17 protein-coding genes are annotated in these 13744 nt (G+C 70.5%); 14 read left to right on the top strand and 3 right to left on the bottom strand.

Annotated features, from left to right (window positions below; genetic code table 11):
* Positions 1 to 579: cell cycle transcriptional regulator TrcR (locus JNL41_RS05945; protein ID WP_293473357.1), on the top strand; the 579-nt coding region annotated here is incomplete at its 5' end.
* A 37-nt stretch (positions 580 to 616) separates the two neighbouring features.
* Here the strand turns inward: JNL41_RS05945 and JNL41_RS05940 are convergent.
* A complete protein-coding gene (locus tag JNL41_RS05940; protein WP_293473356.1) occupies positions 617 to 790 on the bottom strand; it encodes a DUF465 domain-containing protein in 174 nt (57 codons plus the stop codon).
* Positions 791 to 912: 122 nt separating this feature from the next.
* On the opposite strand from JNL41_RS05940, the gene JNL41_RS05935 reads away from it, so the two are divergent.
* Genes JNL41_RS05935 through JNL41_RS05925 form a run of 3 tightly spaced genes read left to right on the top strand, consistent with a single transcriptional unit; the run spans position 913 to position 2182 of the window.
* Positions 913 to 1512: a UbiX family flavin prenyltransferase gene (locus tag JNL41_RS05935; RefSeq protein WP_293473355.1), complete on the top strand. Its 600-nt coding sequence runs from the start codon at positions 913 to 915 to the stop codon at positions 1510 to 1512.
* A gap of 2 nt (positions 1513 to 1514) precedes the next feature.
* Complete coding sequence (locus JNL41_RS05930; protein ID WP_293473354.1) at positions 1515 to 1958, top strand: TIGR02444 family protein; 444 nt, start codon at positions 1515 to 1517, stop codon at positions 1956 to 1958.
* Between the two features lie 8 nt (positions 1959 to 1966).
* Positions 1967 to 2182 (top strand): DUF465 domain-containing protein, encoded by a 216-nt coding sequence (locus tag JNL41_RS05925; RefSeq protein ID WP_293473353.1) that lies wholly within the window; start codon positions 1967 to 1969, stop codon positions 2180 to 2182.
* Between the two features lie 74 nt (positions 2183 to 2256).
* On the opposite strand, the gene JNL41_RS05920 is transcribed toward JNL41_RS05925, so the two are convergent.
* Positions 2257 to 2973 carry a GGDEF domain-containing protein gene (locus tag JNL41_RS05920; RefSeq protein ID WP_293473352.1) on the bottom strand — a complete coding sequence of 239 codons (717 nt, stop codon included), beginning with the start codon at positions 2971 to 2973 and terminating at the stop codon, positions 2257 to 2259.
* Positions 2974 to 3105: 132 nt separating this feature from the next.
* On the opposite strand from JNL41_RS05920, the gene purE reads away from it, so the two are divergent.
* The 5 genes from purE (at position 3106) to JNL41_RS05895 (ending at position 8431) form a co-directional block, all read left to right on the top strand.
* A complete protein-coding gene (purE, locus tag JNL41_RS05915; RefSeq protein WP_293473351.1) occupies positions 3106 to 3585 on the top strand; it encodes a 5-(carboxyamino)imidazole ribonucleotide mutase in 480 nt (159 codons plus the stop codon).
* Positions 3585 to 4664, top strand: a complete 1080-nt coding sequence (locus JNL41_RS05910; protein WP_293473350.1) for a 5-(carboxyamino)imidazole ribonucleotide synthase — start codon at positions 3585 to 3587, stop codon at positions 4662 to 4664. Before purE ends, JNL41_RS05910 begins: the two co-directional genes overlap by 1 nt.
* A 94-nt stretch (positions 4665 to 4758) precedes the next feature.
* The gene (locus JNL41_RS05905; protein WP_293473349.1) at positions 4759 to 5145 is read left to right on the top strand and encodes a hypothetical protein; all 387 of its coding nucleotides are present in this window, start codon (positions 4759 to 4761) and stop codon (positions 5143 to 5145) included.
* Positions 5142 to 5339, top strand: coding sequence for a helix-turn-helix transcriptional regulator (locus JNL41_RS05900; protein ID WP_293473348.1), 198 nt, complete (start codon positions 5142 to 5144; stop codon positions 5337 to 5339). Before JNL41_RS05905 ends, JNL41_RS05900 begins: the two co-directional genes overlap by 4 nt.
* Before the next feature lie 56 nt (positions 5340 to 5395).
* Complete coding sequence (locus JNL41_RS05895) at positions 5396 to 8431, top strand: adenylate/guanylate cyclase domain-containing protein (RefSeq protein WP_293473347.1); 3036 nt, start codon at positions 5396 to 5398, stop codon at positions 8429 to 8431.
* On the opposite strand, the gene JNL41_RS05890 is transcribed toward JNL41_RS05895, so the two are convergent.
* On the bottom strand, positions 8428 to 9081 hold the full coding sequence (locus tag JNL41_RS05890; RefSeq protein ID WP_293473346.1) for a COQ9 family protein: 654 nt from the start codon (positions 9079 to 9081) through the stop codon (positions 8428 to 8430). The genes JNL41_RS05895 and JNL41_RS05890 overlap by 4 nt on opposite strands.
* Positions 9082 to 9318: 237 nt before the next feature.
* Here JNL41_RS05890 and rpsU point away from each other — a divergent pair, with 237 nt between their 5' ends.
* The 5 genes from rpsU (at position 9319) to JNL41_RS05865 (ending at position 13720) form a co-directional block, all read left to right on the top strand.
* Positions 9319 to 9552 carry a 30S ribosomal protein S21 gene (rpsU, locus tag JNL41_RS05885; RefSeq protein WP_111275467.1) on the top strand — a complete coding sequence of 78 codons (234 nt, stop codon included), beginning with the start codon at positions 9319 to 9321 and terminating at the stop codon, positions 9550 to 9552.
* 186 nt (positions 9553 to 9738) lie between these two features.
* A complete protein-coding gene (gene ftsH / locus JNL41_RS05880; RefSeq protein ID WP_293473345.1) occupies positions 9739 to 11622 on the top strand; it encodes an ATP-dependent zinc metalloprotease FtsH in 1884 nt (627 codons plus the stop codon).
* A gap of 181 nt (positions 11623 to 11803) precedes the next feature.
* Complete coding sequence (locus JNL41_RS05875) at positions 11804 to 12157, top strand: GntR family transcriptional regulator (RefSeq protein WP_293473344.1); 354 nt, start codon at positions 11804 to 11806, stop codon at positions 12155 to 12157.
* On the top strand, positions 12150 to 13022 hold the full coding sequence (locus JNL41_RS05870; protein ID WP_293473343.1) for a slipin family protein: 873 nt from the start codon (positions 12150 to 12152) through the stop codon (positions 13020 to 13022). The genes JNL41_RS05875 and JNL41_RS05870 overlap by 8 nt, the downstream gene beginning before the upstream one ends.
* 20 nt (positions 13023 to 13042) lie before the next feature.
* On the top strand, positions 13043 to 13720 hold the full coding sequence (locus JNL41_RS05865) for a hypothetical protein (RefSeq protein WP_293473342.1): 678 nt from the start codon (positions 13043 to 13045) through the stop codon (positions 13718 to 13720).
* Positions 13721 to 13744: the final 24 nt, after the last annotated feature.

Below are 13744 nucleotides of genomic sequence, written 5' to 3'. Positions count from 1 at the left end.
GTGGCGCGCGACATCCGCGGCGCCGACCCGATCGCCAACGGCCAGCTCAGCCGCGACGAACTGGACGCGGCCGAGAAGAACGAGAAGTACCGCATGAAGGCCCAGAAGAGCCGGCACGCGGAACTGCTGAAGCCGGTGAAGAAGGCTCCGCGCTACACGCCCGTGTCGCGCCGCCAGGACCGCCCGGACGCCATCGCCTGGTTCGTGCGCAACCACCCGGAAGTACCGGACAGCCAGGTCGCGCGCCTGCTCGGCACGACCAAGGCCACCATCGACCAGGTGCGCAACCGCCAGCACTGGAACTCGGCCAACATCAAGCCGGTCGACCCGGTCACGCTGGGCCTCGCGACCCAGCTCGAGCTGGACGCGGTGGTGCGGAAGGCGGCCGACAAGAAGGCCAAGGACGACGCCCGCCGCGGCATCGTGGAGCCCGAGGGCGCGACGCTGCGCCCGGCGGCGGAAACCGGCGTGGTCGAGGAAGAGCCCGAACACGAGGCCGAGATCGAACACACCGCAGAATCGCTCTTCGCCGACGATCACGATCACGATCACGATCACGACGACGGCGACGAGGACTGAGGCGGATGCTTCCCCTCCCCGCGGGGAGGAGAAAGGCTCAGTGAATGTGACCCCTCAGGGTCTCGATCTCTTCCTTGAGCCTGAGTTTCTGTCGCTTGAGTTCCTTGAGTCTGACGTCGTCGGCGTAGGGCCTGCGCATCTCGTCCTGGATCGCTTGTTCCAGGGACTGGTGGCGGGATCCGAGCTCACGGATCCGGGCATCTAGCGCCATGGCGAAGAGCCTCCTCTCAGTTCATGCGACGAGCGAGTGAACACCCGCTTCCGCCCGCTGTCAGATCACATATGGTTGCACGCAGGGGCCGGAACCAAGCCCGGAGTCGGGGACGCGCACGCATGGCCAAGCCGGAAAAGCCGCGGCTGATCGTGGGCGTGTCGGGCGCGTCGGGGATCGTATACGGCCTGCGCGCGCTGGACGCCTGCGCCGAACTCGGCGTCGAGAGCCACCTGGTGATGAGCCGCTCGGCAGCGCTGACGCTGGCGCAGGAGACGGGCCTCACCGTCGCCGAGGCGCAGGCCAGGGCCGATGTGGTCCACAAGGTCGCCGACATCGGCGCGTCGATCGCCTCCGGCTCGTTCCAGACGCTGGGGATGATCGTGGCGCCCTGCTCGGTGCGCACGATGAGCGAGATCGCCACCGGGGTGACCTCGTCGCTGCTGACGCGGGCCGCGGACGTGACGCTGAAGGAGCGGCGGCCCCTGGTGCTGATGGTGCGCGAGACGCCGCTGCATCTGGGGCACCTGCGGACGATGGTGCGGCTCAGCGAGATGGGCGCGGCGATCGCGCCGCCGCTGCCGGCCTTCTACGCCCGGCCGCAGTCGATCGCGGAGATGGTCGACCAGTCGGTGGGCCGCGCGCTCGATCTCTTCGGGCTCGCGTGGGCGCCGGTGAGGCGCTGGGGCGAGGACATCTCACCGATCAAGGGCGAGGGCTGAGCGTGGCGATCTGGGAGTGGGTGCTGGAGGCGTATGGCCGGCCGGGCGTGCCGGAGGCGACGCTGAAGCTGCAGGACGAGCACGGGCAGAACACCTCGTTCCTCCTGTGGGCGGTCTACGCCGAGGCGAGGGATCCCGCCCTGCTGAAGCGCGCAGCGGCGGCGGCGAAGGCGTGGGACGCCGCCGCGCTCCGGCCGCTGCGCCAGGTGCGGCGCGACCTGAAGCCGGCGCTGGCGCCGTTCGACGACGACGCGCGGCTGGCGTTCCGCAAGGACGTCAACCGGCTGGAACTGGAGGCCGAGCGGCTGCTCATGGAGACGCTGGCCGGGCTTTCCGGCGACCGCGGCGGCGCGGCGGCGCTGGAAGCCCTTGAGGCCGCGACCGCGGCGTGGGAGAGGCCGGCGCCGACCGCGGCGCTCGCCGAGCTCGCCGCGGCGCTGGGGTAGGCGGCGCGATGATGGACTATTCGACGTTCACCGACGAAGCGCTGGAAACGCGACTGAAGGACCTGCGCCAGGACCACGCCGACCTCGACGCCGCCATCCAGGCGCTGGCGGCGACGGCCGTGCCGGACCTGATCGTGATCGGGCGGCTGAAGCGCAAGAAGCTCGCGCTCAAGGACGAGATCGCCAGGATCGAGGACGTCCTCAACCCCGACATCATCGCGTAGCGCCGCGCGGCGGCGCGATTCAATGAACCGCGGAATACGCGGTTTCTATCGATCGCCTCCGCTGGCGCGGAGGCCTACGCGCTCCGGCGGAGGCGCTTGGCGGCGAACATGGCGGCGTCGGCTTCGGCGACCAGGGCTTCGGTGTCGGCGTCGGCGGCGATCTCGCGCACGCCGTAGCTGAGGCGGATGCGGGCGGCCTGCCCCGCGACCGTGATCGGGTCGCGTTCCAGCGCGTCCGCCAGCGAGGCGGCCTTGGCCTCGGCCACCGCCTGGTCGGCCTGGACCAGGATCACCGCGAACTCGTCTCCGCCCATGCGGCCCACGACGTCGCTCTCGCGGACGCTGGCCACCAGCCGCTCGGCGACCGCCTTCAGGACGGTGTCGCCGGCCGCGTGGCCCAGGCGGTCGTTGACGGCCTTGAAGCCGTCGAGGTCGAAGTAGACCAGGCTGGCCGCCGCGCCGTAGCGCTCGGCGAAGGTGCGGACGCGGGCGAGTTCGCGCACGAAGGCGCGGCGGTTCAGCAGCGGGGTCAGGGCGTCGCGGTCGGCGAGGTCCTCGGCCTGGGTGAGCCGGGCCTTCAGGCGGCCGACCTCCTGGCGCAGGTCGTCGAGTTCGCCGAGCAACTGGCGGATGGCCGCCTGCACGGCCGGGGTCATCTCCGGCTCGGGTATGCCCAGCACCTGGATGGTGTCCGCCGCCCGCGCCGTGGCGGCGGCCGTCGCTGCGCCGGGCGCAGCGGAGCGCCGCCGCAGGGGCGAAAGGGGTTCGTTGCGCGCGCCGCCGACCTTCATGCGTGTCCCGTCAGATGGTTAACGGCTATTCCAAACCGCCGCGGTTAATCAAATCTAACGGTCGCGGTTGTGCGCGCATAGCCGGTGCGATACTTCGCCCGCTTCCGGGAGCAGGGGAATCCTAGAACCGCCATGAGCCCGCCCGTCGCCATCATCATGGGAAGCCGGTCGGACTGGCCGGTGCTGCGCCATGCCGCCGAGATGCTGGAGGCCTTGAGCGTCGCCTACGAGGCCAAGGTGGTCTCGGCGCACCGGACCCCCAAGCGGATGTACGACTTCGCCACCGAGGCCAAGGCGGCCGGGGTGAAGGTGATCATCGCCGGGGCCGGCGGCGCGGCGCACCTGCCGGGCATGACCGCCTCGCTGACCGACCTGCCGGTGCTGGGCGTGCCGATCGAGTCCAAGGCGCTGAAGGGCATGGACAGCCTGCTCTCGATCGTCCAGATGCCGGGCGGCATCCCGGTGGGCACCCTGGCCATCGGCGAGGCCGGAGCCAAGAACGCGGGCCTGATGGCGGCGCGGATTCTCGCCCTGTCGGACGACGCCCTGGCGGCGCGGGTGGCCGAGTTCGCCGCCAGACAGACCGAGAGCGTCTCCGAGGCGGTGGAATAGTGGCCGAGTTCCCCCTCGCGCCCGGCTCGACCATCGGCATCCTCGGCGGGGGCCAGCTCGGCCGGATGCTGGCGCAGGCCGCGACGCGGCTCGGCTTCGACGTGGCGGTGCTGGAACGCGACGCCGACAGTCCGGCGGGCCGGGTGGCGACGCACTGCATCGTCGGCGCCTACGGCGACCCGGCGGCGCTGGGCGAACTCGCCGCGCTGGCCGGCGTGGTGACCTACGAGTTCGAGAACGTCCCGGCCGAGGCGGTGACGCGGCTCCAGGCGCTGGGCGTCGAATGCGCGCCGGGGCCGGAAGCGCTGGCCGTGGCCCAGGACCGGGTGGCCGAGAAGCAGTTCCTGAACGCGAGCGGCGTGGCGACCGTCGCCTTCGCCTCCGCCGACAGCGCCGGGGAGGCCGCTGCCGCCGCCGCGGCCATGGGCGCGCCCCTGCTGATGAAGACGCGGCGCGAGGGCTACGACGGCAAGGGCCAGCGCTGGGTCGAGCACGCGACCGACGCCGCGGCGGCCTTCGCGGAACTGGGCGGCGTGCCGGTGATTCTGGAGGCGCCGGCCGACTTCATGCGCGAACTGTCGGTGATCGCCGCGCGCGGCCGCGACGGCTCGACCGCGATCTATCCCCTGGCCGAGAACCACCACGAGCACGGAATCCTGCGGCGCACCCTGGCGCCGGCGAACGTGACGCCGAACGTGGCCTTCGAGGCCGAGAAGATCGCCGCGCGCGTGCTGAAGGGACTGAACTACGTCGGCGTGATCGGCATCGAGTTCTTCGAGATGCGCGACGGCCGGCTGCTGGTGAACGAGTTCGCGCCCAGGGTCCACAACAGCGGACACTGGACGCAGGACGGCTGCGCGGTCGACCAGTTCGAGCAGCAGATCCGCGCGGTGGCCGGCTGGCCGCTGGGGCCCACGCAGCCGCACGCGCGGGTGGAGATGCTGAACCTGCTGGGCGACGAGGCCGACACCTGGCGCAAGCTGGCGGGCGAACCCGACAGCCGCATCCACCTCTACGGCAAGCGCGACGCCAAGCCCGGTCGCAAGATGGGCCACGTCAACAAGGTCAAGGCGCTCTGACCTGGCTTTCCCGTCTCCGACGGGAGAGGCAGGAATGTCAGGTTGACCTTACATCACTTCCATGTCAGGTTTACCTGACATTGGAGGCAGCGACATGTCGATGGATCCCGCGCATCGGCGCTACGTCATCCGCACGATGGCCTTCATGGCCGGGTATGTGGCGATCAACGCCGCGGCGATCGCCGGCGCGTTCGACGACCGGCAGGCGCCGGGGTCGTATCTGTTGGGCCTGGCGGTGGCGGCGCCGATCGCGGGGCAGCTCTGGGCGACCCTGGCGCCGATGCGGGACTCCGACGAGTTCGTGCGGCTGCTGACGGCCAAGCGGTTCATCCTGGCGTCGGGCGTGGCGATGGCGCTGTTCTCGGCGTGGGGGTTCCTGGAGAGCTACGCCGGCGCCACCCACATCCCCGGCTGGATGATCTATCCGCTGTTCTGGGCCTGCTTCGGGGCGATCTCGCCGTTCGTGCGCACCACGCGATGAGGAACCGGCTGAAGGAACTGCGCGCCGCGCGCGGCTGGACGCAGGCCGACCTGGGCGAGCGGCTGGGCGTCTCGCGCCAGGCGGTCATCGCGCTGGAGAGCGACAAGCACGATCCGTCGCTGGACCTCGCCTACCGGATCGCCGCCCTGTTCGGCGAACCCGTGGAGGCCATCTTCGAGAACCCCCACGCTTAAGGCGCTGACACCCGCGGAATCCGCATGCGATAGTTCGCCGTCCGAGGGGGAATCGCATGGCGTCGGGCGACCCGCAGAGTGCGGTGAAGCGGAGGTCGGCAGGCGGTCAGGGCGGGCGAAAGCTCGGCCTGGCGATGGTCGTGCTGGCCGTGCTCAGCCTGATCTGCGGCCCCTTCTTCGTCGACGCCCTGGACCACGGCGCGCCCGTCGTGCGCGACGGGGCGGTGAGCTACGCGGCCTACGGCCCGCTGACGAAGCCGGTGGCCCTCAAGGGACAGTGGCGGGCGACGTGGCTGACCGCGCCGGGCGGGACGCCGGTCGACTTCAGGATCGACGCGCCCGGCGAGTGGCGGGGGGTGCAGACCCCGGCCGGGCCGGTCCCGCTGGGCGCCGCCGTCAGCTACCGCCTGCGCGTGAGCGGGCTGGAACCGGGGCGCTACACGCTGTTCGTGCCCAAGATCTACGCCGCCCAGCGCGTCTTCGCCGACGGGCGGCTGCTGTCGCGGAGCGGGGTGTTCGGCCTGACGCCGGAGACGACCAGCTATCTGGGCCGCGCGCAGGAGGTGGTGATCGACGTCACCGGCCGCGATCTGGACCTCCGGCTCGACGTGGCCGCCTTCCACCACCGCGAGAACGGCATGCCCGAGCCTCCCGTGTTCGGGCTGAGCGAGCCGATGAGCTACTGGATCCTGCTGGACTGGATCCGCAGCCTGCTGCTGATCGGCTCGCTGCTGCTGCTGGCCTGCCTCGCCTCGGTGATCTTCGTGTTCCGGCCGGACGACCGGGTGGCGATGTACCTGGCCCTGGGCTCGATGAGCCTCCTGCCGCTGGCGGCGACGCTCAGCCACGACAACCTGCTCGCCATCGCCATGCCCGGCGTCCCGTTCGGCGTCATGATCTCGATGCAGATCCTGGCCACGACCGCGGCGCTGTCGGCCGCGCTGGCCTACGCCAACGAGCTCTTCCCCAAGGAGAGCCCGAAGTGGCCCTATCGCATCCTCCAGGGGCTGAACGGCGCCCGCTTGCTGGTGTTCGCCGGCCTCGCGGTGACCGGCCACGTCATCCTGCTGTCGGAGGTCTCGGCGGCGGTCTACCTCTTCCGCATCGTCACGCTGGCCTACATCATGGGCGTGGTGATCTGGGCCACGATGCGCAAGCGCGACGGCGCCGTGCTGTTCCTGATCGGCCTGGGCGCGATGCTGGCCAGCATCGTCTACTCGGACCTGACCATCAACGCGGGCGTGCCGCGGTTCCTCAGCCTGAACCTGCTGCCGGCCGGCATGCTGATGCTGCTGTTCACCCAGCTCGTGCTGCTGGCCGAGCGCTGGAGCCTGGCGATCGGCTCGGAAGCGCGCACCAACGACGACCTGCGCCGCCTGCTGGACGTGAACATCGCCATCACCAGCGAGATGCGGCTGGAGGCGCTGCTGGCCAAGATGGTGCAGGTGGCCTCGACGGTGACCCAGGCCGACCGCAGCTCGCTGTTCCTGTTCGACGAGAAGACCGGCGAACTCTGGAGCGTGGTGGCCGAGGGGCTCGAGGAGCGGCCGATCCGCTTCCCCTGCGACCAGGGGCTGGCCGGCTGGGTCTTCACGCACGGCGAGCTGGTGAACCTGCCCGACGCCTACGCCGACCCGCGGTTCAACAAGGCCGTCGACGAGGACACCGGCTATCGCACCACCAGCCTGCTCACCGTGCCCGTGGTGACCCGCGACGGGCGGCGGCTCGGCGTCATGCAGACCATGAACAGCCAGGAGCATCCCGGCTTCGACGACGCCGACGAGGAGCGGATGAACGCCTTCGCCGCCCAGGCCGCGGTCGCGATCGACAACGCGCGGCTGTTCTCCGACGTGGCCGCGGAGCGGACCTACAACGAGAGCATCCTGCGCTCGATGTCGACGGGCGTGGTGACGCTGGACCGCGACATCCGCAGCGCCAAGCTGAACCCGGCGGCGGCCGACATCCTGGCGGTCCCGCTCGAGCGGCTCGAGGGCGCCGACGTGCGCGCCTGGCTGCAGGGGTCCAACCCGCAGATCCTGGCCGAGATCGACGCGGTGGCCGCGAGCGGGCGGCCACGCTCGTTGCTGGACGCCGACGTGCGGACGGCGGGCGGCGCGACCATCTCGGCCAACCTGTCGATCGTGCCGCTGGTGGGCGAACAGGGCGGGCTGGTGATCCTGGTGGAGGACATCAGCGAGGAGAAACGCATGGAGTCGGCCATGCGCCGCTTCATGAGCCAGCAGGTCGTGGACCAGATCATGGAGCACGACGGCGACGACCTGCTGTTCGGGGTCTCGTGCCGCGCCAGCGTCCTCTTCGCCGACATCCGCAACTTCACCAGCCTCGCCGAGACCCTGCAGCCGCGCGAGACGGTGGACATGCTGAACGAGGTCTTCGCCGACCTCGTCGAGGCGGTCTCGGCCAGCGACGGGGTGCTGGACAAGTTCCTGGGCGACGCGGTGATGGCGGTCTACGGCGCGCCGCTCTCGGCGCCGCGCGATCCGCAGAACGCCGTCGAGAGCGCGGTCAGCATGATGGCCATGGTCGCGGCGCTCAACGAACGCCGCCGCCGCCGCGGGCGGGAGGAACTGCGTCTCGGCGTCGGCATCGCCACCGGCGACGTGGTGGCCGGCACCATCGGGTCGCTCAAGCGGATGGACTACACGGTCATCGGCGACAGCGTGAACCTGGCGGCCCGCCTGCAGCAGCTCACCAAGGTCTACCAGGTGGGCGTGGTGATCTGCGAGGACACCGCCGCGGCGCTGGACGGGGCGGCGGCGCTGCGCGAACTCGACACCCTGCGCGTGCGCGGGCGCCAGCGGGCGGAGCGGGTCTTCCAGGTGCTGACCGGCGAGCCCGCGACGTGGACGCCGGCGCTGGCCGACTTCCGGCGGGGCCGGGAACTCCTGGCGCGGCGGCGCTGGAAGGAGGCGGTGGCGGCGTTCGAGGCGGCGGTGGCCGCCGATCCCGCCGACCGGCCGTCGGCCCTGCTGCTGGAGCGCGCCCGCGTCATGGCGCGGCGGCCGCCGCCGGCCGACTGGGACGGCGTCTGGGGCCTCGGCGACGTCGCCGAGGAGGCGGACGCGGGCTAACCGCGGCCGTAGCGGGCCCGGCCCAGGGCGCCGGCGGCCTCGCTGAGCCACTGCTCGGGGCGCAGCTTCGTGGTCGCCTTCCACTTCTCGAAGCGCATGACGTCGTCGATGCGGCGGTCGACGAACTCCAGCGCCACCTTGCGGCCCTGGGTCATGCGGATGGCCATCGCCGACGACAGGATGCCGGCCAGGATGGCGCGCTTGGTGTAGTGGTTCTCGTCGGTGGCGACGTCGCCGGCCCAGCGCCAGAGGCCGTCGGCGCTCTCCCAGGCCAGCCGGCCGGCGAGCGGCAGGTTCGCCGGCAGCGCCAGGAACCCCATCCAGCGCCGCGTGGCCGGCTCGTCCTGGGCGGCGGCGTCGAGGCGGGCCTCGACCGCGCGGCGGATCTTCTCGCGGATCTTCAGGTTCGAGCCGTGGACGTCGGCCAGCGTCGCCAGCGCCCGGTCGTCATGACGACGCGACAGCAGCGCCGCGAGGTCGGCGGCCCCGTGCGGGATCAGGAGTTCGGCCTCGGCGGGGCTCATGGCGAGCGCCCGGGCCGCCAGCGCCACCGTGCGCCGCGACCAGCCGTGCGTGGGCGCGAGCTTCAGCGCCTCGTCGAGAAGCTGTTGCTCCGTGGCCGTGGCCCATTCCTGCGCGGCGGTGGTCATGGCGGGGGTTTAGCGCGGCGCGCGGGTTCGCGCACCTGTTCTGCCCCTCCTGAACCTCATCCCCGGATGAGGATGTGGATCACAATTGCAGGGGCGCCGTGGACAGGCTCGGCCCCTTCTGCTATTTCGCCGCGCTCTAAACCCGACGGGTAACACCTTCGGGCGATCCATATTTTGTTCGCTCGCCGCCTTTTGCCGGCTGAGGTGGGCGGCAAGCGTGCAAACAGGAGAAGTCCTCTGGTTCAGATTTTCGTCCGCGACAACAACGTCGACCAGGCCCTGAAGGCGCTGAAGAAGAAGATGCAGCGCGAGGGCTCGTTCCGCGAAATGAAGCGGCACGTCCACTACGAGAAGCCGTCCGAGAAGCGCGCCCGCCAGAAGGCGGAAGCCGTGCGCCGGGCCCGCAAGCTCGCCCGCAAGCGCGCCCAGCGCGAAGGCCTGATCGCGGCGCCGAAGAAGCCGTCGCGCTGAGCCGCGGCTCTAAAAGCTGGCACACTTGATGCTTATGTGAAGGGCTGCGCCACCGGCGCGGCCCTTTTCGCGTATATGGTCCAGGCGAGACGTCTCGTCGCGCCCGGGCCGCGTTAAGTGGTCTATCAACGGTGCGCGTCCTATTTTGGGTCTCTTGGCGTCTGCCTTCGTAGGAATGGTCCCCGCATGAACCTCCGCAATCTCGTCATCTGGGGCGTCATCGTCGTCGTCCTGGTCGGGCTCTACAGCATGATGACGGGCGGGACCCGCGGCGGCGCCAACGCCGGCGAACTCACCTATTCGCAGATGCTCTCCAAGGTGAACGCGGGCGAGGTGAAGACCGCCATCATCCGCGGGCCGATGGTCGAGATCCTCGACCAGTCGAACCGGCGCTACACGGCGACGACACCGAACAACCAGGAAGACCTGGTGCAGCGCCTGGAAAAGAGCGGCGCCAACATCACCGTGAAGGCGGCCGGCAGCGGCTGGATGAGCCTGCTGCTGAACTCGCTGCCGATCCTGCTGCTGATCGGCGTGTGGATCTTCTTCATGCGCCAGATGCAGGGCGGCGCCCGCGGCGCCATGGGCTTCGGCAAGTCGAAGGCCCGCCTGCTGACCGAGAACAAGAACCGCGTGACCTTCGACGACGTCGCCGGCGTGGACGAGGCCAAGGAAGAGCTGACGGAGATCGTCGACTTCCTGAAGGACCCGCAGAAGTTCCAGCGCCTGGGCGGCAAGATCCCCAAGGGCGCGCTGCTGGTCGGCCCGCCCGGCACCGGCAAGACGCTGCTGGCCCGCGCCGTCGCGGGCGAGGCCGGCGTGCCCTTCTTCACCATCTCGGGCTCGGACTTCGTCGAGATGTTCGTGGGCGTCGGCGCCAGCCGCGTGCGCGACATGTTCGAACAGGCGAAGAAGAACGCGCCCTGCATCATCTTCATCGACGAAATCGACGCCGTCGGCCGTCACCGGGGCGCGGGCCTGGGCGGCGGCAACGACGAGCGCGAGCAGACGCTGAACCAGCTCCTGGTCGAGATGGACGGCTTCGAGGCGAACGAGGGGATCATCCTGATCGCCGCCACCAACCGTCCCGACGTGCTGGACCCGGCGCTGCTGCGTCCGGGCCGCTTCGACCGCCAGGTGGTGGTGCCGAACCCGGACATCGTGGGCCGCGAGCGCATCCTGCGCGTCCACATGAAGAACGTGCCCCTGGCCGCCGACGTGGAGGTGCGCACCATCGCGCGCGGCACGCCGGGCTTCTCGGGCGCGGACCTCGCCAACCTCGTCAACGAAGCCGCCCTGATGGCCGCGCGGAAGAACCGCCGCATGGTCACCATGCGCGACTTCGAGGACGCCAAGGACAAGGTCATGATGGGCGCCGAGCGCCGGTCCATGGTCATGACCGACGAGGAGAAGACGCTGACGGCCTACCACGAGGGCGGCCACGCCCTGGTGGCGCTGAACGTGCCGGCCACCGACCCGGTGCATAAGGCCACGATCATCCCGCGCGGCCGCGCGCTGGGCATGGTCATGCAGTTGCCGGAGCGCGACAAGTTCTCGATGAGCTACGAGCAGATGACGTCGCGGCTCGCGATCCTGTTCGGCGGCCGCGTGGCCGAGGAGATCATCTTCGGCAAGGACAAGATCACGTCGGGCGCCAGCTCCGACATCAGCCAGGCGACCAAGCTCGCCCGGGCGATGGTGACCAAGTGGGGCTTCTCGGACCGCCTGGGCTCGGTGGAGTACGGCGAGAACCAGGAAGAGGTGTTCCTGGGCCACTCCGTCGCGCGCAACCAGAACGTCTCGGAAGAGACCTCGAAGATCATCGACGAGGAAGTGAAGCGCCTCGTGAGCGGCGGCGAGACCGAGGCCCGCCGCATCCTGACCGAGAAGCTGGAGGACCTGCACAAGCTGGCCCGGACGCTGCTCGAGTACGAGACCCTGACCGGCGACGAGATCGTGGGCGCGCTGAAGGGCGTCATGCCCAACCGCGAGGAGGCCGACGTCAGGAAGCCGACCGGCCCGTCCGTGGCGGTGCCGATCTCGCCCAAGCCCAGCGCCGAACCGGCGTAAGGGGCTCGGCCAGAGCCGAGGATCGGAGGGCGGGCGCCGCAAGGCCCCGCCCTTTTTCTTTGCCTCCCATCAAGGGACGGAAGCGCCAGCTTGACTCCGCCTCGCGTGTGTATGATTGTATGAGTATATGCATACAATCTCGCAATCGCTGCTGGATGGGCTGAGCCTCGCGGGAGGCGGGGTGCCGATCTACGTGCAGTTGCGGGACCAGATCCTGGGGGCGCTGGGCGAGGGGCGGCTGAAGCCGGGCGACCAGATGCCGACGCTGCGGCAGGTCGCGGTGACGCTGAAGATCGACCTCAACACCGTGCGCCATGCCTACGACGAGCTGGAGGCGATGGGCGCCATCCGGCTCGAGCGGGGCCGCGGCAGCTTCGTCAACGCGCCGCCCGCGCCGCCCGACGCGGCCCAGCACGACCGCGACCTCGACGACGTGGCCCGCCAGGCCATCGGCCTCGCCCGGGCGCGTGGCCTCGACCCGATCGACCTGGCCGGGCGCATCTCGGCCCTCACGAAGGAGACCTCCGATGGGTAGCACCATGAAGGGCGCCAACCCTGCCGCCGCCCTGTTGAGCGTGCTGACGGCCCTGGCCGCCACAGCCGTGTTCTGGTGGGCGAAGACCGCGGGCCAACCCGCCGGAAACTGGGTGGGCGCGGCCCTGATCCTGGCGGCCGTGCTGATCCCCTTCTCGCTGCTGATGGCCAACCAGTGGGAGCGGGCGGTGGTGCTGCGCATGGGTCGGCTGAACGCCGTGCGCGGCCCCGGGCTCTTCGTGGTCATCCCGTTCCTGGACGAGGCCGCCGTGTGGCTGGACCAGCGCATCCAGACCACCGAGTTCAGCGCCGAACAGGCGCTCTCGAAGGACACGGTGCCGGTCAACATCGACGCCGTGGTCTTCTGGCAGGTGCATGACCCCGAGCGCGCCGCGCTCGAGATCCACGACTATCGCCAGGCGATCGAGCAGGTGGCCCAGACGTCGCTGCGCGAGATGGTCGGCGCCTCGTTGCTCTCCACCCTGCTGGCCGAACGCAAGCAGGGCGACGCGATCCTGCGCGAGGAAATCGGCCGCAAGATCGCCGACTGGGGCGTCTCGGTCATCTCGGTGGAAATCCGCGACATCGGCGTCCCGCCGGCGCTGCAGGACGCCATGAGCCGCCAGGCCCAGGCCGAACGCGAGCGGCTGGCGCGGATCGCGCTGGGCCAGGCCGAGCAGGAGGTGGCGGCGAAGTTCGTCGAGGCCGCCGAGACCTACGCCAGGAGCCCGGCGGCTTTGCAGTTGCGCGCGATGAACATCATCTACGAGACCGCCAAGGAACGGGGCACCACCATCCTGATGCCCACGTCCATGGTGGACGCCATGAACCCGACGGCCGTGATGGCCGCCATGCGCGACGCCTGACCGGCGCGAGGAGGACCCCGATGCGCACGTTCGTTTCCATGACCCTGGCCGCGCTGGTCGCCGGCCTCCCGGCCGCCGCCTTCGCCGAGGACGCCGCCGGCGACTGGGTCGGCAAGGTGAAGGTCCCGGCGGGCGTCGAGCTCACCATCGTGGCGCATATCCAGAAGGACGGCGCCGGCAAGCTGATCGGGTACGCCGAGAGCCCCGACCAGACGGTGACGCAGCTTCCCATGGCCGACATCGCCGCCACGGCGGACACGCTGTCGTTCGCCGTGCCGATGGTGAAGGGGAGCTACAAGGGCGCCTGGGACCCCGCCGCCAGGGCCTGGGTGGGGACCCTGACGCAGGCCGGCTTCGACATGCCGCTGTCGCTGGCCCGGGGCGTCGCGCCGCCGCGGCCGGTGGTGGCGGGGCTGGACGGCGAGTGGACCGGCGTCCTGGCTGCGCCGCAGGGGGACCTGCGGCTGCTGCTGCATGTGAAGACCGGCGCCGACGGCACGCTGGCGCTCTTCGAGAGCCCCGACCAGAGCCCGATGAAGCTGGTGGCCTTCCTGACCCACGAGGGCGATGCGGTGAAGGTCGAGCTGAAGGGCGTCGGCGGCTTCGAGGGCAAGCTCTCGCCCGACGGCAAGACCCTCGACGGCCAGTGGAAACAGATGGGCGGCTCGCTGCCGCTGACGATGAAGAAGGGCGGCTGACCTTACCGGCGGCGTGCGCGCCGC

The sequence above is a fragment of the Phenylobacterium sp. genome, from assembly GCF_016793285.1.
In the GTDB taxonomy this organism is placed as follows: domain Bacteria; phylum Pseudomonadota; class Alphaproteobacteria; order Caulobacterales; family Caulobacteraceae; genus Phenylobacterium.
The sequence above is the reverse complement of the archived record's forward strand: the minus strand, read 5'-3'. Positions and strand labels throughout refer to the sequence as shown.